The sequence below is a fragment of the Acinetobacter sichuanensis genome (assembly GCF_003024515.2).
Lineage (GTDB): Bacteria > Pseudomonadota > Gammaproteobacteria > Pseudomonadales > Moraxellaceae > Acinetobacter > Acinetobacter sichuanensis.
The window spans coordinates 23,977-48,414 of sequence record NZ_PYIX02000023.1 but is presented as its reverse complement, the minus strand read 5'-3'; the positions used below and the strand labels follow the sequence as shown (position 1 = coordinate 48,414).

Sequence of the window (24,438 nt, the reverse complement as noted above, 5' to 3'; positions counted from 1 at the left end):
TTCAAGATCATTGTCATCTTCTAAACGTTTACAGCCATGCTAAAGGGACAATTGGATAACGCAATTTTCATTGCGAGTTTTCGCATCGCCGTGAGCATTTCATCAATTTTAGAAACCTAAAAAATCTGATTTAGTGTCCAGCCGTTACACCACCATCGACAGGCAGAATTGTGCCTGTAATCCATGATGCATTACTTGAAGCAAGAAAGAGAATCGCTTCAGCTACATCAGCAGGCTGCCCATTACGACCAAGCGGATGGAATGAGTTAAATGTTGGCAGGGTTTCTTTCACTTGCTCGTCAGACATAAAGGTGTTGTAAACAGGTGTTTCGACAACAGCGGGTGCTACGGTATTTATACGGATATTTGATGAAGCAAGTTCAATAGCTAAATTATGAGTCAGTGCATGCACACCCGCATTTGCAGCAGAATAGGCTGATGATGGTGTTGCACTGACAGCTTGTAATGCCCACAAAGAACCCGTTTGAACGATTGCACCGCCACCACGTTTATTCATCGCTTTAGCCGCAGCTTGTGCCATGAAAAATTTACCTTTTAAGATGGTGTCAAGGAACCAGTCATATTCACTTTCGGTCACGTCGAGGAATGGTTTTGACGCAAATACACCTGCATTGTTAATCAGGATATCAACACCCCCGAATTTTTCAGTGGTGTATTCCACAAGTTGTGCTGAGGTTGCAGGAAGTGCAATATCACCCGCGAAGAAGCTGACATTTTGACCTGTAGCGTCAATTTCTTGAGCTGCTTTCATTAATTTCGCTTCATCACGACCTGTAATAACAACTTTTGCACCTTCCTGAACGAGGCGTGTTGCAACTTCTTTACCGATACCAGAACCGCCACCTGTAACAATTGCCACTTTTAAAGAAAATCTATTCATTTCTGAATTCCTGTATAGCGTAAATGAGCATCGACATAGTGAGAGAGTGCTATGTCTTTTATTTGAGTCAATATTAGAAGTGGAATCAGTGATAAACAAATGAGATAATCTTGTGCTCATTGATAGAAAAACTTTAGTATGAAAACGCCGGTCTATCTCAACGCCTTAAGAGCATTTGAAGCCAGTGCTCGACATCAAAGCTTTTCGGCTGCGGCTGAAGAACTCAATGTCACACCTGCTGCCATTGGTCAACTTGTTCGTGGTTTGGAAGAGTGGTTGGGGGTCGCTTTATTTCATCGAAATACAGGTGGTAAGGCTCGACTTGTGACCACTGAAATTGCCTTAACCGCATTACCTGATATCCGTGCGGGCTTCGATCGACTGAGTATTGGTTTGGATAAGTTGAAAACGAATTCTGCTACAGGTGTACTGACTGTTGCGATTAGTCCTGCATTTGCAGCGAAATGGTTATTACCCAGAATTGATAAATTTCAGGCAAAGTACCCCGATACAGATGTCAGACTTGATACCAATTTGAAACCTGTCGACTTTATTTCCAATGGTATTGATATCGGGGTGAGATATGGTCAGGGAAATTGGGCTGGGCTAAAAGCGGAAAAACTGATGGATGAGGAAGTATTTCCTGTCTGTTCTCCCTCTTTTTATCAGGAATATCAACAGCAGTTACAATCACCTGAAAATTTACTGCATCTGCCATTGATTCATGACTTATCCATGGATCATTCTTCTGACTTTACAACTTGGGATACATGGTTGCATTTCAATCAGATTACCGAAAAGCATACTGAACGGGGGATGAAAATTAATAATTCTGCATCTGTCTTACAGGCTGCAATTGATGGTCGTGGGGTTGCCCTTGCTCGAAGTGTTATGGCGCATGATGATCTTAAAACAGGGCGTCTTATGCGGTTGTATCCTGAAATGAAATGTACTTCAGTTCTGGCGTACTACATTGTTTATCGTGACGAATGCTATACACTCCCAAAACTGGCGGCATTTCGGGATTGGTTAATTGAGGAAGCCAGATCGTAGATTTTAATCTTTGGTACGGCGTCTCCATCAAGACCAATTTGTTGAAAACTCATCATTTAAAATTTAGGTGAGAATAAGAGCAAATACAAAAATAAATGCTCTTTGAAAGGCGTAATGACTAGCACATGGTGACGAATTCTTCGGCAGAAGTCGGATGAATTGCTACAGTATTATCGAAATCCTTTTTAGTTGCGCCCATTTTCAAAGCAACAGCAAAGCCTTGTAGGATCTCATCCATACCGTATCCAATTCCATGAATTCCGACTACTTTCTCATCATTGCCTGCACAAATGAGTTTCATTTTGGTGAGTTGTCGGTGTTCTGTTACCGCTGTATACATGGATGTAAAGGAAGAATGATAGATTTTGATAGCATCTTGACCAAATTTTTCTATGGCTTGATCTTCAGTTAATCCAACTGTTCCAATAGGTGGGTGACTGAACACAACAGTCGGAATATTTTCATAATCCAGATGTTCATTCGGCTTATTGTTAAATAAACGTTCAGACAGTCGTCGACCTGCTGCCACAGCAACAGGCGTTAACTCGACTTTGCCTGTAATATCACCTACGGCATAAATGCCAGACTGTGTTGTATTTTGATATGCATCAACATGAATAAAGCCATTCTTATTTAATTGAACCTGAGTTTGATTCAGATGAAGTGCTTCAGTTGCAGGTTTTCTACCCACTGCCCAAATCAAACAATCTACGCTATGTTCTGTACCATCTGCTAGATGTAATACAAGTGAATCATCCTGAAGTTTAGTCACTTTGTTGATCTGACTTTGAATATGCACGTTAATACTTTCACTGCGCATATTCTCTAACAGAGTTTCACCTAAAAAGTGATCGAGACTACGCAGGGGCTGCTGCTTACGAATAAAAAGCTGTACATCTGAGCCTAAGGCGTTGAGAACACCTGCTAGCTCTACGGCAATATAACCAGACCCTACAATTGCAGTGCGTTTGGGTAATTTATCCAGTTCAAAGAAGCCGTTAGAATCAATACCATATTCAGCACCTTCAATGTCAGGTTTGAATGCCTGAGTACCCGTAGCAATTAAAATATGGTCCGCCGTGTACATTTCACCATTTACTTCAATGGTCTGAGTATCTACAAACTTTGCAAAACCATGAATCACATCGACATTATTTTTGCTGAGTACGGTGTCATATGACGCATGGATTCGACGGATATAGGCTTGCCTGTTTTCAACTAACTTTTTCCAGTCAAATGATTTCAATTCAGTATTAAAACCATAGTCTGATCCGTATTTATGAATTGCATCAGCAATTTGAGCGGAATACCACATCACTTTTTTGGGAACACAGCCTACGTTGACACAGGTTCCACCTATATCTCCCATTTCAATCAATGCACATTTTTTACCATACATGGCAGCACGATTGACCGAAGCAATACCGCCACTGCCGCCGCCAATCGCAATATAATCATAGTGTTTGGACATAAATGAAATTCCTGTTTTTTAGATTTAGACACTGAAAGACTTAAGTATTCATCTGGATGACAAATCTAAACTTAACATCTCCTGCTTTTAAACGTTGTAACGCATCATTAACACCTTCTAATGACACCGTTTCTATTTCAGGACGGATATTGGCGAACAAGCTAAAATCCAGTGTTTTTTCAGTGTCATAAGGTGTGCCTGTCAAAGAGCCTTGAACAATATGTTCGCCAACAACCAATTTTCCAGAAGATAATGAAAGAGGATCTTTTCCTGCACCCAATAGAATGAGTTTTCCTTTAGGTTCTAATCCAGCGATTAGAGGGGATACAACTGAAGCATTGCCAAGTGTTGTTAAAATGAGTTTGGCACCCCCAAGTTTCTGTAATTCGGCGATGGTATCTTGAGTATGGGTATCGATATAAATGTGTGCACCAAGTTTTTTCACCTCATTTGAGATGTCATCACCACGTCCGATTGCTACAACTTTGAAACCCATTTTATGGGCATATTGCAGTGCTAAATGACCTAAACCACCAATCCCTTGCACCGCAACAAGATCGCCAGCTTGAGCGCCAGATTTTTTTAAGGCATTGAATGTAGCCAGACCAGCACAAAGTAGGGGAGCTGCATCAACAGATTCCAGACCTTCGGGAATAGCGATTAAGCAGTTGTTTTAGCAAGCATGAATTCTGCATAACCACCATCCTGATTACTACCAATATATGTTTGATTTGTACAATGAACAAAAGCTCCCTGTCTGCATTGGTCACATGCATTGCAATGCCCACCCAGTCGTCCAACACCGACACGCTGTCCCATTGTCCAAATTAAAGGTACGTTTTCACCCAGTGCAATAATACGTCCAATCACCTCATGACCGGGTACACGCATGAATTGGTTTTCACCTGAAATATCTGACAGATCAGCACCGCAGATACCGCACGCCTCAACTTGAATAAGCACCTGATCTGATGATGGGGTCGGTATTTTTTTCTTGACTAGCGCTAGCTGTCCAGTTTCAGAAACTTGTAAGGCTTTGTACATATCCAGTGTGCTCAGTAGGAACAGAGATATCTAAAATAGGCGTGAGCCATTGTGCAAACAAAGCATATTTTCTTTTGAGATCAGATAGAAAATGTTTCGTTTGATCAATATTCATAAATAATTTACATGAAACTCTTCATTTAAAAGGCAATCTCTAAAGATGTTCATGATGTACTTGTATGTCAAGCTTTAACCCACGAGTTATAAAATGTTGTATATATGGAAAAAAGTTATTTGAGTAAGAAAAAGCATTATTATCTAGAAGAATTTTAATTAATACAGTCAATGAGCAATTAAAAGAATCTGTGTCATATCAAGTTGCAACGGATACACATCATTAATTTTCATAGCTCTAACTTCTTCAAGATTGCATCAGCAATCATGAGATCCAAATGAGCACCACCACTATTTTTAAAAACAGTGATATCACTTTGATTTCTAAAATTTTCAGAACTACTATTTACTAACCTATAGAGATCTCCTTGAATATGATCTCGTGATATTTTGCCATTTGTCACAGGGATAGAAATTTCTCCAATATTCCACGTAGTTTCAATATTATCTACATAGAGTTGGGAAGCTGCTATTAATTGATCATCAGCTTCACGCATTTCTGGAGTAAAGGCACCAATCAAATCGATATGAGTTCCTAAACGAATCCAATCTGCTTTTAAAATTGGTTGTTGTGCCATAGTTGCTGACGAAATGATATCAGCAGTTGATATGGCAGATTGTAGATCTGAGACAGCAACCACAGGTACAGATAATCGATCTAGTTTTTTAACAAGTGCTTGAGATTGATTTAAACGACGAGACCAAATTGATATTTTTTTAAGTTTAGGAAATAAAGCACAGTAAGCATGGACAAGATTGTTGGCAACTCGACCTGCTCCAACAATCACAAGATGTTTACTCTCAGGACGAGCGAGTAGCGTTGCTCCTAATACAGAATCAGCAGCAGTTTTCAGATCAGTAACAATATGGCTATCAATCAAGCCACGTAAAATACCATTTTCAGAAGAATAAACTGCAACCACTCCGTGAGTATTAGGTAGCCCTATATTTGCATTTCCATTAAATACAGATTCTACCTTTACGCCATAACCTAGTCCTTCAATTCTTGCCATACGATTTAATAACATACCATCTTGAGGACCCATGAGTGAGTCATGTAGAGTTGCTTTGGGTCTTTCATGACCTAAGCGCAGTGCCTCAATAGCATCATGCCAACTTAGAATACCTTTCGCCTGCTCGTAATTTAAAAAAGTCATTCGGTCTTATATTCCTTCAATAATTGACAATGTTCTTTCCGTTGCATTTCATGCAAGTTTCTTAGCTTTTTTATATTTTTCGCTGTAATAGCAATCCTGAGCAATCTGATTAGATGGGAACTCCAAAATAAATACACGTGCTTTTTGTGTCCCTTCTACAAAGTTAAAAGATTTAGTTCCATCAATAACTTGAGCATTAAACTCATTTGCTATTTCAGTCCAAGCATGTGCATATTTTTGCATAGAGGTTTTGTCGGTGATTTCCTGACATTCAATAATCCAATATCCTTTGGAAACACACATATCTTAATTCCCCAAGTAGCTTTATCCTTGAGCATAGAAATCTGTGCCTAGCATTAGAATAATTTATACTATTCATAATGACGCTCCATCATATAAAAAGTTTAATTGTGATTGACCATCTTTGTTAAGGCTAAAATGGCTCACATACCTATTGATCAATTTTAATGATTAAAGTATCAAAGCATTATTCTGAAAATATAAATATAAAAAAAAGGTCAATTTATCTCATAAAAATGATAAATCCAAATATGAAGAATATGACATATATAAAAAAATGTAATTAGCGTGGTTTTACTTTGATTGTTTTTTATATTGCTGATTTTTAATTATTAATTTTATATGAAAATATCTTTTTCGTATGAGTTAATTTAGTTAAGTTTAAATACAATGTCTGTTTTGTCCTAAAAATTGCCCATTTTTTTATATGCAAAATATGAAAATGAGGTCAAGAATAATAAGAAAAGGACGTTAGGAATTTATCATGGAAAGAAAGAAACTATTGCTGGAATATTATTAGCAGATTGGCTGGAAAGTGAGAGAAATAAACTTATTGATTTTTTAATTTCATCCACCGGACTTAGAGCAAATCTACTTCAACCATTTTTATCAATTGGCATAAATCTCAACCTAATGATAGGTCCATACCAAGTAGGAAGAGAAAGTCAGGTTTTTTAAAAGATTCAGTGAAGAGTTATTAGGTCACTATGTTATTAATCTCAAAATATTATTTTGGAAAAGCTGTTAAGGGATAGATAACAGTTTAATACTTTGTAGGTAAAGGAGTTTATATGCGTAATAAGATACCTTTAGAGGAAGTTCCTTTAAATAAATTTCATAAAAAGCTCACCATTTATTCAGCAGGTGGTCCATTTTTAGATGGCTACGTTTTGAGTATTATTGGTGTCGTGATGCTTCAGATTTCCTCTGCTTTACATCTTACTTTGTTTTGGGAAGGTTTAGTTGCAGCATCAGCGCTTGTGGGTATTTTCTTTGGTGGTTTTCTTGGCGGTTGGCTGACAGATAAAATTGGTCGCAAGTTACTTTATATTTTAAACCTAGTGATTATTGTTGGTTTGTCCGTTGCTCAATTCTGGGTAGAAACAGCACTGATGTTAGTGGTGTTGCGCTTCCTTATTGGTGCGGCGGTAGGAGCAGATTGTCCTATTGCTACATCTTTGCTAGCAGAGTTTTTACCACGTAAAAACCGTGGTCCTCGCCTTTCTGCTTTAGTAACAGCATGGTTTTTAGGGACAGCAGCAGCTTATATTATTGGTGAATTGATTTTATCAGTTATTGGACCAGACGCATGGCGTTGGGTACTAGTAAGTGCTCTTATCCCTGGCATTTTATTTTTGGTTGGACGCCTAGGTACACCTGAGTCTGCACGTTGGTTGATTAGCCAAGGGCGTACAGAAGAGGCAGATAAAATTATCAAAAAGATTTATGGAAATGAATATTCGGTAAATGATTTACCAGAACAACAAGTTGATGAAAAGAATAAGGTCTCTATCACATCTTTATTCCATTCTGGTTATGGGAAGCGGACATTATTTGTGGGGTTGTTCTGGACGTGTTCTATCATCCCTTTATTCGCAATCTATGCGTTTGCTCCTAAAGTTATGTTAGCACTTAATTTAACAGGTGAAATGGCAAAATGGGGTGCGGTTGCAATTACCATTTTATTCTGTGTTGGCTGTGCCGTTGCTACATTGACAATTAATACTGTAGGTCGCAAGAGAATGTTGTCACATAGTTTCTTTTGGTCTGGCTTAATGTTGCTTTTACTAGGTCTTTTCCCTAGCGCATCCTCTGTAGTGATTCTTATTTTGTTTGGGGGTTACGCATTATTTATTGGTGGTGCTCAAGTTATGCAATATGTATATCCAAATGAGTTATTTCCTACAGAAGTTCGAGCTACCGCCGTTGGGTTAGGTACATCATTATCACGTATAGGTGCAGCTGCAGGTACTTATTTTGTGCCTTTAGCTCTCGCACACTGGGGTATTGGCACAACAATGTTGATTGCAGCTGCTATTAGTTTAGTCGGTTTATGGGTGACTCAAGCATGGGCACCTGATATTGATGGGGTAGATTTACATCAAGCAGCGTCTCTAAGTAAAAATTAAATTATTTAATCTAAATCATCTTATTTAAATCTAAGAAAACAAAAAGGTTTCTTTTAGGAGAAGCTAGTAAGAGATCTTTGTTTCTAAAAATTGAATAAGGTGAATTTTGCTTGAGAGAAGGCTGAAATTTTCCCAACTTAAATAAGAGTTTCAGCTGTTGAAATGGGGGTGACTATGATTATTGCGGCTGTGATTTGTTTGGTTGGTTCATAGTCTGCATGGGCATTAGCACCAGACGTAGATGCTTTAGATTTAAATCAGTCAAAGGACTTTATAGAGAGATCATTATGAAAAATCAACTCGTTGTTGTACGCCAAGCTGAAAGTGATGTACTAGGAACATCTGTACCAGCAAAACTTCCAGTAGGTGAGTTAATTGCTCAACAAAGCACTGCACAAGATCAAACTTCTGAAAGTATTGCTGCAAGTATTGGTGTGTGGGAGAGCTCACCAGGTAAGTTCAAACGCCATATTGCAAACCGTGAGTTTAGCCATGTTGTAAAAGGTTGGTGTATTTTTACTCCAGAGGGAGGGGATCCTGTAGAGCTGCATGCTGGAGATGCTGTTTTATTCCCAGCAAATTGTGAAGGTATGTGGGACATTAAAGAAGACTTTAGAAAAACATATTGCATTTTTTAAGGAGTAAATAATGACAAATATTAAAAGATTTCGTAGTACAGCTCGTGCTAGTCAGATTGTTGTCAGTGACCAATATATAGAAACAGCTGGATTAGTGGCTAAGTGTACGGACCAAGGGATTACTGAACAAACCCGTTGTGTGCTAGATCAACTTGAACAATTAATGCTTGATGTAGGTGCAAATCTTAATCAAATTACTCGAATTCAAATTTGGCTTGCAAATATGGCTGATTTTGAAGAAATGAATAGAGTATATGATGCATGGGTAAATGAAATCGATAAACCAGCGCGAGCTTGTGTAGGCTCACAACTTGCCAGTCCTAAATATTTAATAGAAATTCAGGCAACAGGAATGTTGTAATATTTATATATTTGAATAGTACTTTTCTCTTTTTTGAGAAAAGTACTATTTTTAAAAATAGGGTTTAACTAACAAGAGTAATAGTTAAAAACTCAACCATAATTTCATAGGGTATATACCAGTCTAAAGATCTATGATGGCTTGGCTGTTACAAGTATTACGCATTTATATTTAAAATTATATTAAATATCATGTATATAATACAATTATCATGCTTGTGAAAGAAAATGCACTGATTGTCGTAGGTAATCTCACAGTATTAAGAAACTCATAAAAACTAAAATGGTAAAATCTATTTTTGAATACATGATTCTCAGCATTAAAAACAATGTTCAAGTATCAATGTGAGAATGTAACTTGCGAGCAGCGCTACTGATGTTTGAAAAAATCAATGAAAGTTTCATCAACGTAGGAATGATGTCAAAAAGGACCTAATCCATATGATAACCTTTTGTGGAAAATTAATTTAAACGTTCAACTTCATGACGTCGTTTTCTATAAGAAAAAGGCGTTTCACCATATTGTTTCTTAAACCAGTAAATAAAATGTGAAGCATCAGAAAAGCCACATTCAATGGCAATAGTGGTTACATAAGCACTGGTATTTGCTAATAATTTTCGTGCGTGTTCAAGCCTTAAACGTCGCCAATAGCTAGCAGGTGATTCATTTGCATTTGCTACAAATACACGATGCAGTTGTCGTGGACTAGTTTGAGCATGTTCCGCTACTTCTTTTAATGTAACATGAGCACTTAAATTTTTACTCATAAAAGTGATAGCACGAGTAACAGTTATATTTTCGTATGTATCTGGTTTATCAATATCAGGATTTTCTTGAGTTTTTGGGGGCTTTTCTCCATTGATTAAAAGATATTCCAATCCTTTTTGTGCACGAACATCACCACAATGTTGTCTAATTAAATTGGCTGCCAAATCAATGGCTGTGCCACCAGGGCAAGTAAAAATCCCACGATCTTCAACATATGTTTTATCTATCACCGCAATGACTTTTGGAAATCTCTGAACAAATTCATCTCTAATCGTAAAATGAATTGCACATTTATGTTGATCCAGAATGCCTGCTTTCCCTAAAACAAAGCTTGCAGAACATAAGGCAATAATAGGAATTTTAGCTTTATGGATTTTTTGAAGTGTATTTAATAAACCTTGTGGTGGTTCTCGGGTTTCACTTAATAAACCACCTGCAAGAACAATATAATCATAATTTTTCTTTAAATTTTCTAAGTTAAAGTCAGTTGTGGGTTGTATAGTAAGACCACAACTTGCAACGACTGGAATATTGTTGAAGGTCATCCAGTCCCATTTACAATAAATTTGTAGGCTACGAAAAGACTGATCTGCTGCAAATCGTAATGATTCTACTAGTCCAGTAACTGGCGCTAAAGTGAATTTGTTCATTAGAATAAATGCAACTCGCATATCTGGATTAATTGCAGAAAATGCTTCTGTAAGATCTACAATTTCTTCATAAGCATGAGCAGATACATTTTGCATATTTTCACCGTCAAGTTCCATAAGAGCAGTGTGTTACAGTTTAAAGCTGTCTGTTTTATTATATATTTATTTATTATAAAAATGAAGGGAAATTCATCGCATTTATTTTTTAAATATTTGTTTTAAGTAGATAAATTAAGAGATCGAAGTTTACTTCGGTCTCTTCTTATAAATTTTAGGTCTTATTCAGCCCAAATGTCACCTACAGTAAATCCTTCTGTAAATGGATCATCTGGATCTAATACGTAAGTGTTTAAACCATAAATCCAACTTGTGCCTGTAATTGTAGGCACAACAGCTTTTTTATCACCAACCATGGTTTCCTCGACTAGACGTCCCGTAAATACATTGCCAAGAATTCCTTGGTGGCGAAAATCTTCATTAAGTTTAAGCTGACCCTTCGCATGTAAAATTGCCATTTTTGCACAAGTTCCTGTCCCACATGGACATCGATCAATTGCACCTGTCCATGTTTGAGGATCATTCCACTTTAAGTCACCAGAAGCTACGGTTACGGCATTTTTCCAGTCAGCATCTGGGCTATCAGTAGGCCCAGAAAGCTGTGAAATCGTAATACCAACACCAGGATAATCAGGATGTGAAACAGGAAGTTGTTCGATTGCTGCTTGGCGAATCATCGCAGAAATACGCGCAATTTCAGCACCATGTTCAGGGGTTAATTGAATATGTGGGAACTGGCGCACATCAGCAATAACATAGAACATGCCACCCCAACCAACATCGACAGTAACTTTACCTAAATTGGGAACATCGATTTCTGCATCAAGATATGCCGCAAATGCAGGAACATTTTTGAATGTAACATTCTTAACTTTACCATCTTTACATTCAGCTTTGATTTTGATTAAACCTGCTGGTGCTTCAAGAATTAATTCAGTTACAGGTTCTTTCATAGGTAACATTCCCATTTCAAGTAGTACTGTAGCCACTGAAATAGTGTTGCCTCCAGACATAACAGGGTATTCCACCTGTTCCATAATAATATAGCCAGCATCCGCATCAGGATGGCAAGGTGGGACAATGACATTACAACATAGAGGAGGATAACCGCGTGGTTCTCGCAACATCAATTTACGGAACTGGTCATCATTATCTCTTAGCCAGCACATTTTTTCATAAACGGTATTACCCGGAATATGAGGAACACCACCAGTGACAACACGCATTGGTTCACCAGCGTGAGTATCTACAGCATGGAAAGTTCTTTTAAATGCCATTTTATCTTCCTTTGAATATGTCCGAGCGTTTTGATGATCTTGCAGGTAATTTTCACAACTCGAAAAGTTACAATTCCTTTAATGTTGCCAAGAATATGCCTTTTGTTGATTTATATAATAGTGACATTCGGTCTTTTTTTAGGAGATTTAAGCCATTTTGTTCTTTTTATTTATTGCAGGGTAACCATTAGCGTTTAACTCAAGGAATAAATGGTATCAAGCTGAATAGACCGCTCAATAATATAAAAAATAGGTTTGCCAACACTTCCTAATTATTGTCATTTTCTTGATATCGCATAAACCATCTCATGTCGAAAATCTTATACAGCAAAACAAATTTTTTAATGAGGCGAGTTATGTACCGTGGATTTTGGTATGCAGAGGCGTTAGATCGTGAAAGTGCACTTTCTCCGACCTTACAAGGAAACGTTAAAGCCGATGTTTGTATTATTGGTGGAGGCTATTTAGGATTATGGTCAGCAATTCGACTAAAGAAAGCACATCCTAATATGAAGATTGTGGTTGTTGAAAAAGATCGTTGTGGTTCAGGTGCAAGTGGACGTAATGGCGGTTTTGTTAATAATTGGTGGCCAAAATACTTATCTTTAGTTGAAATTTGTGGTGAGAAAGAAGCACGTCGTATTTGTGAAGCTGCCGAATCTGCTATTGATGAGATGGGTGAGTTTTGTCGTGAACATAATATCGATGCTCAATTCCGTAAAGATGGTTTGTTATGGACTGCTAGTAATAAACACCAAATGGATTCATGGCTTGGTTTAACCAGAGAACTGGATAAATATAATGTTAATCCATTTGAAGTAATTTCTAAGGAAGAAGCACAGCACCGTTCAGGTTCAAAACGGATGTTAGGCGGTGTATTTGATGCAAATGCAGCAACGATTCAACCAGCTTTTTTAGCACGTGGTTTACGCCGTGTAGCAGTTGAGTTAGGTATTATTATTTATGAAAAAACTCCAATGACACGATTGGAGCGTAGTAATCGCCCAGTTGTACATACCGAAAAAGGTACAGTTGAAGCCAATAAGGTTGTTATTGCAATGAATGCATGGGGTGCACAATTCCCTGAGTTACGTCGCATGATTATGGTGATGTCGAGTGACATGGTAGCAACTGCACCTGCTAAAGAACGCTTGGATGAGCTAGGTTTTAGTGGTGGGGAATGTGTTATGGACTCACGTACTATTTTGAATTATTGGAGAAATACTCCACAAGGTAGGATTGTTTTCGGGAAGCCCTTAGGTGAATTTGCTTATGGCGGAAAAATTGGCGACTTATATGAAAAACCATCACCAGCTGCGGCAGGTGTTGAGTCAGAGATGCGTTCATTCTATCCAGAACTAGAAGATATCCCTGTGGTCAGCAGTTGGACTGGTCCACTTGATCGTGCAATGAAGGGTTTACCTAACTTTGGTTATTTGGGTGGTCATAAAAATATTATTTTTGGTATTGGTTTCTCTGGAAATGGTGTAGGTACAACTGTGTTTGCTAGTCGTATCATTAAATCATTAGTAGAAGATGCTAATGATGAATGGGCAAACTGTGGTCTAGTTGAACAGAAGATGAAGTTATTACCACCTGAACCATTTTGTTACATCGGAGCACATTGGGTGCGTGATGCTTTAGTTAGAAAAGAAACATTAGAAGATCAAGATCGTGATGCGGGTCCAATCACTAACTTTTTAGTCAGTTTGGCACCAGCAGGTTATGCACCTAAGAAAAAGTAAGAATTGGTAATGAATAAATACATCAGGAATGGATGAAAGAAATGAAACATCATATTATTTTTTTGGATAATGAAGGTATTGGTCCGACGGTTAAATTACCAGAGTTTCCATTTCCACATACTTGGGTAAGTTACCCTTATACAAACCCTGAACAGATCGTTGATCGTCTAAAAGATGCCACGATTGTGATGACATGTAGTGTCCCATTACGTAAAGAACATTTATCACAATTGCCGAATTTAAAAATGATTTCTTTAGCACTTACTGGAACGGATGGTGTTGATCTGGATTATTGTCATAAACATGGCATCGTTGTCACTAACGTTCCAGCCTATGCTCAGAATACAGTAGCTGAGCATATTATGGCGATGATTTTTACTTTAATGCGTCAGACTTCAAGTTATCATCAACTGTTAAGGCAGGTATCTAAAGGTAAAGCTGAGCCACAGAATATTTATTTTGATTATCGTATTCGAGATGTGCGTGGTCAAGTTCTAGGCATTTTTGGATATGGTGCTATTGCTAAGCGATTAGCTGAGCTAGCGACAGCTGTAGGAATGAAAGTCCGTTTCTTTGATCGAAATGGCAAATACCAAGGAGATGAATTCTTCAGTTTTGAAGAGATTTTATCCGAAAGTGATGTGGTGTCTTTATGTTGCCCACTGACGAAAGAAACGAAAGATATGATTGGTTCTGCTGAAATTTCCCTAATGAAGGAAGATGCAATTTTAATTAATGCTGCTCGTGGTGGCATTGTGAATGAACCAGCATTGATTAAAGCAATTCAGAATAAACAAATTGGGGGTGCTGCACTTGACGGTTCAGTAGAAGAACCAATTCAGCCTCATGATCCTTTATTTCAAATTATTGATTATCCAAACTTTATTTTAAATCCACATGTGGCATGGAGCAGCGAAAATGCCATGCAAACACTTATTAATCGTACTGTTCAAAATATTATTGATTTTGCCCAAGGTAAAACACCTGTCTCTATCGTTAAGAAGGAAGAATTATGTCAAGCGTAATGAAAACCAGTTATGTAAATGGCAAATTCATTGTTTGCCAAGGTACAGAAGATATTCTAGAAAATATTAATCCGTCTAATCCAAGTGAAATTGTCGATCGTTTTGCTCGTGCAGATGAAGCCCTAACCCAACAAGCAATTGCTGCGGCAAAGGCAGCAAGTCAAGATTGGGCGAACAGTAATCCTCAATTACGGGCGGATATTCTTGATCGTATTGGTACTGAAATTTTGCAGCGTCGAGAAGAATTGGCTAAATTGCTGTCTTTGGAAGAGGGCAAAATCTTTAAAGAAGCATTAGGTGAAGTTGATCGAGCAGGGCGTTCTTTTAAATTTTACGCACAAGAAGCATTACGTGCTGTGGGTGAAAAATATAATTCAGTACGTGATCAGGTTGGTATTGATGTTTATACCCAAGCTGTTGGTGTTGTGGGAATTATCAGTCCATGGAATTTTCCTATAGCGATTCCTGCATGGAAAATAGCACCTGCATTATGTTTTGGTAATACAGTCGTGTTCAAGCCTGCAGAGCTTGTACCATCATCTGCTTGGGCTTTAGCTGAAATTATTTCTCGTTCTGGTTTACCTGCTGGTGTATTTAATATGCTGATTGGTCCAGGTCGTAAAGTAGGCGATACCATTATTCGTTCGCCAGATATCAATGCGATTACTTTTACGGGTTCTGAGGGTACAGGAAGGCAAGTCGCTGAAATTGCAGCTTCGCGTTTGGTCCGTGTGCAGCTTGAAATGGGGGGGAAAAATCCTTTAGTTGTCTTGGATGATGCAGATTTGGAAACGGCAATAGATGTTGCCTTACAAGGTTCTTTTTTCTCAACGGGTCAACGTTGTACAGCGAGTTCACGTGTAATTGTTACAGCGGGAATTTATGAATCATTCATTAAACGTTTAGAAGAAAAGACACGTTCATTAAAGATTGGCGATGCTGCAAATCATGATACTGATATTGGTCCTGTGGTTGATTCTAAACAGCTTAAACAAAACCTGTCTTATGTACAAACAGGATTAGATGAAGGTGCCACCTTACTTTGTGGTGGTGAACATCTTCAAAGTGAACAAGGCGGTTTTTACTTTACTCCAGCCATATTTACCGACGTGACTTCAGAAATGCGCATTTACCGTGAAGAGATTTTTGGTCCAGTCTTATGTGTGTTGAAAGTTGAGAATTATGAAGATGCTTTTGCAGCAGCAGAAGACACAGCCTTTGGTTTGTCGGCAGGTATCGTGACCACTTCATTGAAATATGCTGAGGATTTTAAACGTCGTTCATCTGCAGGTATGGTCATGGTTAATTTAGCGACAGCAGGTGTAGATTACCATGTTGCTTTTGGTGGAAATAAAAGTTCAAGTTTAGGATCTCGTGAACAGGGGACTTATGCAAGACAATTTTTTACCAAGGTTAAAACAACCTATCAACTTGCATAGAACAGTGAACGAGACGACTTCTTATTCAACTCCTTTTGAGCTCTGAATAAGAAGTCACCATGAATAAATTTTCAGCTTAGTGTTGGATTCGAATGAATACCATGACTAGCTCAGAGGCAATTTAGGATGAATAGCTTTTTATTATCTCCAGATGTACTTGATGCATTAAAAAATATTGTAGGTGAAAATCGTATAAAAACGGATGTGGATAGTCTAGAAAATTGGGGGAAAGATCATACCAAATATTTTTCCCCACATGCATCAGTGATAGTATTCCCTTCATCAACAGAACAGGTGCAGGCTATTGTAAAGCTTGCTAATTATCATGGAGTTGCGATAACACCATCTGGTGGTCGGACTGGATTATCGGGCGGTGCAGTTGCTTATCATGGTGAAATAGTTATCAGTCTAGATAAAATGAATCAGGTTTTAGACTTTTTCCCAGCTGATCGAATGGTGCGCATTCAAGCTGGTGTAGTGACACAACAGTTGCAAGATTATGCACAAGAGCAGGGTTTGTATTACCCAGTAGATTTTGCTTCAGCAGGTTCAAGTCAACTGGGGGGAAATATTGCAACCAATGCAGGTGGTATCAAAGTTATTAAATATGGTATGACACGTAATTGGATATTAGGTCTGACCGTGGTTAGTGGCAAAGGTGACATTCTTCGTCTAAATAAAGGCATGATAAAAAATGCTACAGGCTATGCTTTACATCATTTATTTATCGGCGGTGAAGGAACTCTCGGCATTGTAACGGAAGTGGAGATTCGCCTTGATCGCCAACCACAAGATTTACAAGTATTTGTACTTGCAGTTCCTGATTTTGAATCAGTCATGCCTATTATGCATGCTTTTAGGAATGAAATAGATTTAACAGCCTTTGAGTTTTTTAATGATTTGGCGATGCAGAAAGTATTAGATCATGGACTAGTAGCGCGCCCATTTGAAACTTCTTGTCCTTTCTATGTGCTATTAGAGTTTGAAGCTCCATATGAGCCTCTAGTTGATAAAGCTATGCAAATTTTTGAGCATTGTATGGAACAGGGATGGGTTTTAGATGGTGTGATGAGTCAATCTTTAGAACAAGCCCAAAGTCTATGGCGTTTAAGAGAAGATATTTCTGAATCTATCTCGGCATTCACACCTTATAAAAATGATATTTCTGTTTTAATTAGCTATGTACCAGATTTTATTGCTGAAATTGATTCTATCGTAGCAGAAAATTATCCAGATTTTGAAACATGCTGGTTTGGTCATATTGGTGATGGCAATCTTCATTTAAATATTTTAAAGCCAGAAAATTTAAGCAATCAAGATTTCTTTGCAAAATGTGAAATAGTCAACTCATATGTCTTTGAAGTAGTGAATAAATTTGATGGTTCTATTTCTGCTGAACATGGGGTGGGTATGACAAAGAAACCTTATCTTGAATTTAGTCGAAGTGAGCAAGAAATTGAATATATGAAAGCACTTAAGAAGGTATTTGATCCTAACTTAATTATGAATCCTGGGAAACTATTAGATTTCTGATAGGAAAGTTCAAAGTTAGTTTAAACATCTTCAAACTTTTTTGTGACTTAAATTTTATCTAGTGAAAAGTTGGCTTTTTATAAAAACCAAAGATTTCTTACACCTTTAATTTAGTGTGAAACTAGATAAAAATATTAAATATCATTAATTTGATTGAGAATAATAAGATTTTTTAAGCCGATTGGCTGGAGATTCTATGGAACACATCGAGCGTGAATCGATGGAATTTGATGTTGTTATCGTAGGTGCAGGACCTGCAGGTTTATCTGCTGCGATTAAGATTCGTCAATTGGCTATTGAAAACAACCTTTCAGACCTTTCTGTCTGTGTAGTTGAAAAAGGCTCTGAAGTAGGGGCACATATTTTGTCTGGTGCAGTGCTTGAGCCACGTGCGCTCAACGAACTTTTCCCAAATTGGAAAGATGAAGGTGCACCTCTGAACATTCCAGTAACAGAAGATAAAACGTTCTATCTTCTTTCTGAAGTGACATCTAAAGAAGTACCCCATTGGATGGTGCCAAAAACCATGCACAACAATGGTAACTATGTAATCTCATTAGGTAATTTAGTCCGTTGGTTAGGTCAAAAAGCAGAAGAGCTCGACGTTTTGATTTTTCCTGGTTTTACTGCATCTGAAGTGCTTTACCATGCCGATGGTTCAGTTAAGGGTATTCAAACAGGCGATATGGGTATTGGTAAAAATGGTGAACAAACACATAACTTCACGTCAGGCTATGATCTTCACGCTAAATATACTCTCTTTGCTGAAGGTTGCCGTGGTCACTTAAGTAAACGCCTAGTTGCTAAATATAACCTCGATAAAGATGCCGATCCTCAGCACTACGGCATCGGGATTAAAGAACTTTGGGAAATTGATCCTGCAAAACATAAACTAGGGTTAGTTATGCATGGTACGGGTTGGCCTTTAACTGAAACAGCCTCTTCAGGTGGTTGGTGGTTATATCATGCTGAAAATAACCAAGTCACTTTGGGGCTGATCGTAGATTTATCTTATGAGAATCCACATATGTATCCATTTATGGAAATGCAGCGCTGGAAAACTCATCCACTGATTAAACAGTATTTAGAAAATGGTCAACGTATTTCTTATGGGGCACGTGCAGTTGTGAAAGGTGGTTTAAACTCTCTACCTAAACTAACTTTCCCAGGTGGTTGTTTGATTGGTGATGATGCAGGTTTCTTAAACTTTGCAAAAATCAAAGGTTCTCATACTGCAATGAAGTCAGGCATGCTCTGTGGTGAAGCTGTATTTGAAGCAATTGCTATTGGTGTAGAAAAAGGGGGGAGTCTTACGATAGCACGTGTTACCGAAGGCGAAGATTTATTTACAAAAGAATTGACTGCGTATACAGAAAAATTCAACAACAGTTGGTTAAAAGAAGAACTTTATAAAGCTCGTAACTTTGGTCCTGCCATGCATAAATTTGGTCAATGGATGGGCGGTGCATTTAATTTTATCGACCAGAATATTTTTATTGTTCCATTTACTTTACATGACTTAAAGCAAGACTTTGCTGTATTAAAAACTGTTGAGGCAACAAGCTTCAAGCCAAATTACCCCAAACCAGATGGCAAGGTTACATTTGATCGTTTGTCATTTGTATCGAATACGGTTCATGAGGAAAATCAGCCAGCACACTTAAAGATGACTGACCCTTCAATTCCAGTGGATGTGAACTTACCAAGATGGGATGAACCTGCACAGCGCTATTGCCCTGCCGGTGTTTACGAGATTATGCAAAATGATGATGGTTCTCAACATTTCCAGATTAATGCAGCCAACTGTGTCCACTGTAAGACCTGTGACATTAAAGACCCATCACAGAACATCACATGGGTAGCGCCTGAAGGCGGTGGTGGTCCTAATTACCCAAATATGTAGAGTTATATCTGCTCTTCATTTTAATTTTTTAGGTAATCCTAGTCCTTAAGAGGGCTAGGATTAAAAATACATGAGGTTTACGGGAAAAAGCGCTGAACAAAGGAAAATTTTATTTCTGAACATGGATGACACAATGAAAAAAGTATATGTAAATATAGCTATTGGTTTTTTTACGGTAGCTATTTCAGTTCCTGTTTTTGCTGGTATAACATTTGGTGACCCAGAAACTGAACTGGGCGCAATGACTGTTTCGGGAGCTTTGCGCGCTAACTATCAGGATAAGGATTATGGAGAATCTGCTTCTGATCAAAAAATTAAGTTCGATGCTGCCATTTTAAATGTGGCTTATGAGTCACCAGACTGGTTTGGTCAATTTCAATACCGCTGCTATCAATACGATAAATTTTGTGATTTCTCAACTCTAGTACAAGCCTATGCTGGCTATCGTTTAAATGCGACTGACCATATTACAGTTGGTTTACAAGCAATTCCTTTTGGACCAGCGCGTTATTGGGATAGCAGTTTCTATGCTGGTATTAACAATACTATGGGTTTACAAGATGTTTTAGATCTAGGCATGAACTATCACTTTGAAATGCCAACTGCGACCCAAGTAGATTTAGCTTATTTCGCAACTGATGGGGGCAATTATCACGGAACAAGCAAAGATTCAGCACGATATACAGCAAATGTTGTGACGTCATCCGATCCACTTAAAACCAATCTAAATGAAAAAAACATGTGGATGGCACGTGTTGATCAGGATCTGAAGTTCTTAAGCACTGATGATTTAAAAGTATCTATAGGGGGAAGTTATTGGTATTCAGAGATTGAAAATAAAAAAACATCTGCTGATGGAAATCGAAACACATGGGCGGTGTTTAACCGTATTCATTATAAAAATCTGAATGTGGTGCTTACAGGTGGCAGACAGTCAATTCGCAACAAAGATACTCTAAGTCCAGCAAGCTCTACTTTGGGTTCGTTTGATAGTGAATACGATATTGCCAACAAGGGTTATCTCTACACAGTAGATACAAGTTACACCTTTAAGAATGTACGAGATGCACTCAATGTCACACCTTATGTTGTATTGAGTGGTTTCAATAAGAAAGAGCAAAATTTTGATGACTCACAGCGCAACATTGTAGGTGTGGGATGGGGCTACAAAAATATTTCGTTATATACCGAATACTTAATGAGTAAAAATGATCCATTTGTGGGTGGGACAGGCGACTCGCTTGCAGTGGGTGATGATGGCAAGTGGAATAAACTCTTAAATGTGATGCTCATTTATAACTTCTAGATTTCGCATCTTAACTGATCAATCTACTTCTATTCATAAGCTTTCAAGAGTATTTGGATGCCACTTAAAGTATTCAAAATAGGAATTAGATTCATGTGTATAGGACTACGGAAATAGACATCCAAACAGTTGTAATTTATGCAGAAGAAGGCAGTTTACTCCGCATTGTTTTAAATCAGATGAAGTTTATTAGGTAAGCAAGTTAGAAATATAGATTTGGTTTTAGTTGTTCAATAGAACGACTTTCAATTTGAAAAGTGATTTAAAGATATGATAAGCAAGAGAAATGCAACATTAATAGGACTCATCGCTGTTTTACTATGGAGTTCTATTGTTGGGCTCATTCGTAGTGTGAGCGAGAGCTTGGGGGCAACAGGTGGTGCTGCCATGATGTACAGCGTTGCTTCCATATTTCTCCTGATCAGCATTGGATTTCCAAAAATTAGCGAATTCCCAAAGCGCTATTTAATTTGGGGAAGCTTATTATTTGTGTCTTATGAATTATGTCTTGCCTTATCTATTGGTTATTCAAATACTAATCGGCAGGCTATTGAAGTGGGTATGGTGAATTATTTATGGCCTGCTTTAACAATGGTCGCAGCGATTTTATTTAATCATCAAAAATCTAACTGGTTGGTGATCCCCGGATTCGTAATCGCTATTTTGGGAATCTGTTGGGTACTTGGAAGTGAGCAAGGCTTTGATGTAACAAATATGCTTAAAAATGTAAAAGATAATCCTTTGAGTTATGGACTGGCTTTTACTGGTGCATTGATTTGGGCGGCTTACTGTACTGTAACAGCAAGAATAGCGAACGGAAAAAATGGCGTAACACTCTTTTTTATACTCACAGCACTGGTGTTATGGGTGAAATATCTAGTGATTGGCGGTGCGCCAATGGTGTTCGATATTCACGCAGTGATCTACCTTGTACTTGCTGCAGCGGCAATGGGTTTTGGCTATGCCGCATGGAATGTGGGTATTTTGCATGGCAATGTCACTATTTTGGCAGGTGCGTCATACTTTATCCCTGTATTTTCAGCAGCTTTGGCAGCAATCGTTTTACATACACCACTTTCTATATCATTTTGGCAGGGAGCGGCTATGGTATGTATTGGTTCAGTTTTATGTTGGCTTGCAACACGTCAGAAACGTTAAAATTCAATATTGTGCTATACGATAAACGGGTTAGTGCTTAACGACTAGATGTAAATAAATAGTGAATTTCTCTAGTGACCTTTTGAATGAAAGGTCGAACCACTGACCAGTTTGTAGAAATCCAGCAAATAAAAGAACCTGCTGTCACCAACGCAGTGCCTTGCCAAAAGCTTAAAGACAATTGGGTTTTTAAAACGAACATGGCTAAAAGCGATGAAATGATCGGAGTAAAATAAGAGGCAACAACCAATATGGTGATATTTCCATGAATAATACCCACATTCCATGCAGCATAACCTAATCCGATTGCGACCGAAGCAAGACCTAAAGAGATCAATGTTGCTAAATCTATAGAGGGTAGCGTTGTGTGACCTGTGATCAATAGTTTAATCCATAAGGTTAGTGCGACACAGATAAAGAAAATAGAAATTGGATTTTGTCCATTGCTCATTTTCTTGGTGAATACACAGTAAAAAGCCCAAATAATAGCGCCTGCAAAGGCTAAAACATAACTCAAAGGGTTACTGTAAAAATTATTGATAACGCTATTTAGACTGAAATCACCAGATCCAGTCTGAATAAAAATAATGCCTGAAATTGAGATAAGTAAGCCTAAGATAATTATAAAATTAAACTTTAACTCTTTAAAAATGACAAAGGCTAAAACTGTTAAACTCGGCCAGAGATAATTCACAATACTCACCTCAATTGCTTGTTGAGCTGTTTGGGAATAAGCAATGGCAAATGAAAAACAAAGCTCATAAGCAATAAATAGAGCCGTCCCTAAAATTAAATATTTTTTAGAAATTAACTTAAAATTTGGAACTCTAAAAATAATAAGTAAGAGTATTGCGCTGAAAGTATAAATCAGCGTAATACCCATATCTGGACCAATTTCGGCAGTAATATGTTTTACAAGACCGACCATAGATGCCCACATGAGAATGGCACTTAAACCAATCAATGTTGCTAAATTTTTTGACATAAAAAGTTGAATAACTCAAATCATTAACTGAGTTGTTAACAGGAGATAGAAAAAGCATGAAGCTTGACAGGTTAAAAGAAGTTAAGATCAAAAAATAGGTTATATCGGACAATTTATATAAAATATCGCATTTTTAATTACAATATTTTTATTTGAGTTTTTCTATCTCGTGGCGACGCTTTCTATACGTAAAAGGTGTTTCTCCATATTGTTTTTTAAACCAAAGAATAAAATGAGAAGCATCAGAAAAACCACATTCAATGGCGATATTGGTGATATAGGCATTTGTGTTGGCAAGTAACTTTCTCGCATGTTCTAGTCTTAGTTTACGCCAATAATTTGATGGTGGTTCATGCGTACTCGATAAAAAGGCACGATGTAGTTGTCTTGGGTTGGTTCTGGCATGTTCCGCTACTTCTTTTAATGTAACATGCGCACTTAAATTTTCACTCATGAAAGAGATTGCTTTAGAGACAATACTATTTTCATAGGTTGTTGGGCTATCTAAAAGTATCTCTTCTTTTTCGTTCATAATGTGTTTATCAGCATTAATCAGTAAATACTCTAAGCTTTTTTGTGCGCGAATATCACCACAATGACGTCGTATTAAATCTGCGGCTAAATCTATGGCTGTTCCACCGGGGCAAGTAAAAATACCTTGGTCTTCAACATAAGCTTTATCCACCACTGTGATTGCTTTAGGAAATCTTTCTGAAAACTCTTCTTTGGTTGTGAAATGAATGGCACATTTTCGACCATCCATAAGCCCTGCATTTCCCAAAACAAAACAGCCTGAACAAAAGGCAATAATCGGTATTTTAGCATTGTGTATTTCGTTGAGTATTTCTAATACATGTTCTGGCGGATTTCGTGTTTCTGTGAGTAACCCCCCTGCAATGACAATGTAATCATAATTTTCTTTTAAAGCTTTTACATTAAGCAAGGTTGTAGGGTTAACGGAGAGTCCGCAACTTGCAGTAACGGGTGCATCATTAAAGGTCATCCAGTCCCATTTGCAATAAATTTGCAAACTACGAAAAGATTTATCTGCTGCAAATCTAAGAGATTCAACAAAGCCAGAAATAGGTGCTAGGGTGAATTTATTCATCAAAATAAATCCAACACGTAAATCTGGATGCACTGAGGAAAGACTTTCTTCAGACGGAAATGCTTCATCATAAGCATGGGAAGACGAGTTCTTCATATTTTTCACTGTCAATATCCATTTAGAGCAGTGAGTCATTGAGACTCTGTTCTTAATTATAGATACAATAACAAAAAAAGTGGAAGAATTTTAATTTTTTAAAAATTAAATGAATGTAATTTAAAAAGAATTTTTAAATATATTTATCATTAATCTCTGCTGTTATTTACAGAATGATGATTTTGCAATTTATCCCTTTGTATGAGAAGAAGCGCTTAGT

The 24,438-nt window shown here is 37.6% G+C and carries 22 protein-coding genes; 12 read left to right on the top strand and 10 right to left on the bottom strand.

Going from position 1 to position 24,438, the window contains the following annotated elements; translation table 11 throughout:
- Positions 1-130: 130 nt before the first annotated feature.
- Positions 131-901 (bottom strand): SDR family NAD(P)-dependent oxidoreductase, encoded by a 771-nt coding sequence (locus C9E89_RS13545; RefSeq protein WP_107008872.1) that lies wholly within the window; start codon positions 899-901, stop codon positions 131-133.
- A gap of 138 nt (positions 902-1,039) precedes the next feature.
- Between C9E89_RS13545 and gcvA the strand changes: the two genes are divergently transcribed.
- Positions 1,040-1,954 carry a transcriptional regulator GcvA gene (gcvA, locus tag C9E89_RS13540; RefSeq protein WP_107008871.1) on the top strand — a complete coding sequence of 305 codons (915 nt, stop codon included), beginning with the start codon at positions 1,040-1,042 and terminating at the stop codon, positions 1,952-1,954.
- A 118-nt stretch (positions 1,955-2,072) separates the two neighbouring features.
- Here gcvA and gorA read toward each other — a convergent pair whose 3' ends face one another.
- The 5 genes from gorA to C9E89_RS13520 all read right to left on the bottom strand — a co-directional run bounded on the left by gorA (position 2,073) and on the right by C9E89_RS13520 (position 6,043).
- Complete coding sequence (gorA, locus tag C9E89_RS13535; protein WP_107008870.1) at positions 2,073-3,425, bottom strand: glutathione-disulfide reductase; 1,353 nt, start codon at positions 3,423-3,425, stop codon at positions 2,073-2,075.
- Between the two features lie 40 nt (positions 3,426-3,465).
- Positions 3,466-3,972, bottom strand: a complete 507-nt coding sequence (locus tag C9E89_RS23835; RefSeq protein WP_228199041.1) for a zinc-binding dehydrogenase — start codon at positions 3,970-3,972, stop codon at positions 3,466-3,468.
- A 113-nt stretch (positions 3,973-4,085) separates the two neighbouring features.
- Positions 4,086-4,469: an alcohol dehydrogenase catalytic domain-containing protein gene (locus tag C9E89_RS23830; protein WP_228199040.1), complete on the bottom strand. Its 384-nt coding sequence runs from the start codon at positions 4,467-4,469 to the stop codon at positions 4,086-4,088.
- Positions 4,470-4,813: 344 nt separating this feature from the next.
- Entirely contained in the window at positions 4,814-5,740 is a 927-nt protein-coding gene (locus C9E89_RS13525) for an ornithine cyclodeaminase family protein (protein ID WP_107008869.1), read from the bottom strand.
- Between the two features lie 48 nt (positions 5,741-5,788).
- A complete protein-coding gene (locus C9E89_RS13520) occupies positions 5,789-6,043 on the bottom strand; it encodes a DUF1330 domain-containing protein (protein WP_107008868.1) in 255 nt (84 codons plus the stop codon).
- A gap of 408 nt (positions 6,044-6,451) precedes the next feature.
- Here C9E89_RS13520 and C9E89_RS13515 point away from each other — a divergent pair, with 408 nt between their 5' ends.
- From C9E89_RS13515 to C9E89_RS13500, 4 genes are all read left to right on the top strand, one after another.
- Positions 6,452-6,718 (top strand): hypothetical protein, encoded by a 267-nt coding sequence (locus tag C9E89_RS13515; protein ID WP_213069643.1) that lies wholly within the window; start codon positions 6,452-6,454, stop codon positions 6,716-6,718.
- A gap of 113 nt (positions 6,719-6,831) precedes the next feature.
- Positions 6,832-8,169: an MFS transporter gene (locus tag C9E89_RS13510; protein WP_107008867.1), complete on the top strand. Its 1,338-nt coding sequence runs from the start codon at positions 6,832-6,834 to the stop codon at positions 8,167-8,169.
- A 287-nt stretch (positions 8,170-8,456) separates the two neighbouring features.
- Entirely contained in the window at positions 8,457-8,807 is a 351-nt protein-coding gene (locus C9E89_RS13505; RefSeq protein WP_107008866.1) for a cupin domain-containing protein, read from the top strand.
- A gap of 10 nt (positions 8,808-8,817) precedes the next feature.
- A complete protein-coding gene (locus C9E89_RS13500) occupies positions 8,818-9,168 on the top strand; it encodes a RidA family protein (protein ID WP_171405133.1) in 351 nt (116 codons plus the stop codon).
- A 461-nt stretch (positions 9,169-9,629) separates the two neighbouring features.
- On the opposite strand, the gene C9E89_RS13495 is transcribed toward C9E89_RS13500, so the two are convergent.
- Together C9E89_RS13495 and C9E89_RS13490 are read right to left on the bottom strand one after the other, a co-directional pair.
- Positions 9,630-10,703 carry a GlxA family transcriptional regulator gene (locus tag C9E89_RS13495; RefSeq protein ID WP_107008864.1) on the bottom strand — a complete coding sequence of 358 codons (1,074 nt, stop codon included), beginning with the start codon at positions 10,701-10,703 and terminating at the stop codon, positions 9,630-9,632.
- A gap of 161 nt (positions 10,704-10,864) precedes the next feature.
- On the bottom strand, positions 10,865-11,920 hold the full coding sequence (locus C9E89_RS13490) for a proline racemase family protein (protein ID WP_107008863.1): 1,056 nt from the start codon (positions 11,918-11,920) through the stop codon (positions 10,865-10,867).
- Positions 11,921-12,276: 356 nt separating this feature from the next.
- On the opposite strand from C9E89_RS13490, the gene C9E89_RS13485 reads away from it, so the two are divergent.
- The 7 genes from C9E89_RS13485 to yddG (C9E89_RS13455) all read left to right on the top strand — a co-directional run bounded on the left by C9E89_RS13485 (position 12,277) and on the right by yddG (C9E89_RS13455) (position 22,029).
- The gene (locus tag C9E89_RS13485; protein WP_107008862.1) at positions 12,277-13,665 is read left to right on the top strand and encodes an NAD(P)/FAD-dependent oxidoreductase; all 1,389 of its coding nucleotides are present in this window, start codon (positions 12,277-12,279) and stop codon (positions 13,663-13,665) included.
- A 41-nt stretch (positions 13,666-13,706) separates the two neighbouring features.
- Positions 13,707-14,690: an NAD(P)-dependent oxidoreductase gene (locus tag C9E89_RS13480; RefSeq protein WP_107008861.1), complete on the top strand. Its 984-nt coding sequence runs from the start codon at positions 13,707-13,709 to the stop codon at positions 14,688-14,690.
- Positions 14,678-16,129, top strand: a complete 1,452-nt coding sequence (locus C9E89_RS13475; RefSeq protein WP_107008860.1) for an aldehyde dehydrogenase family protein — start codon at positions 14,678-14,680, stop codon at positions 16,127-16,129. The genes C9E89_RS13480 and C9E89_RS13475 overlap by 13 nt, the downstream gene beginning before the upstream one ends.
- 126 nt (positions 16,130-16,255) lie before the next feature.
- A complete protein-coding gene (locus C9E89_RS13470; RefSeq protein ID WP_107008859.1) occupies positions 16,256-17,662 on the top strand; it encodes an FAD-binding oxidoreductase in 1,407 nt (468 codons plus the stop codon).
- Positions 17,663-17,858: 196 nt separating this feature from the next.
- The gene (locus tag C9E89_RS13465; protein ID WP_107008858.1) at positions 17,859-19,565 is read left to right on the top strand and encodes an electron transfer flavoprotein-ubiquinone oxidoreductase; all 1,707 of its coding nucleotides are present in this window, start codon (positions 17,859-17,861) and stop codon (positions 19,563-19,565) included.
- 133 nt (positions 19,566-19,698) lie between these two features.
- The gene (locus C9E89_RS13460; RefSeq protein WP_107008857.1) at positions 19,699-20,871 is read left to right on the top strand and encodes a hypothetical protein; all 1,173 of its coding nucleotides are present in this window, start codon (positions 19,699-19,701) and stop codon (positions 20,869-20,871) included.
- Positions 20,872-21,141: 270 nt separating this feature from the next.
- Positions 21,142-22,029, top strand: a complete 888-nt coding sequence (gene yddG, locus C9E89_RS13455; protein ID WP_107008856.1) for an aromatic amino acid DMT transporter YddG — start codon at positions 21,142-21,144, stop codon at positions 22,027-22,029.
- 37 nt (positions 22,030-22,066) lie between these two features.
- Here yddG (C9E89_RS13455) and yddG (C9E89_RS13450) read toward each other — a convergent pair whose 3' ends face one another.
- Both yddG (C9E89_RS13450) and C9E89_RS13445 read right to left on the bottom strand, forming a co-directional pair.
- On the bottom strand, positions 22,067-23,014 hold the full coding sequence (gene yddG, locus C9E89_RS13450) for an aromatic amino acid DMT transporter YddG (protein WP_107008855.1): 948 nt from the start codon (positions 23,012-23,014) through the stop codon (positions 22,067-22,069).
- Positions 23,015-23,162: 148 nt separating this feature from the next.
- Positions 23,163-24,218: a GlxA family transcriptional regulator gene (locus C9E89_RS13445; RefSeq protein ID WP_107008894.1), complete on the bottom strand. Its 1,056-nt coding sequence runs from the start codon at positions 24,216-24,218 to the stop codon at positions 23,163-23,165.
- Positions 24,219-24,438 lie beyond the last annotated feature (220 nt).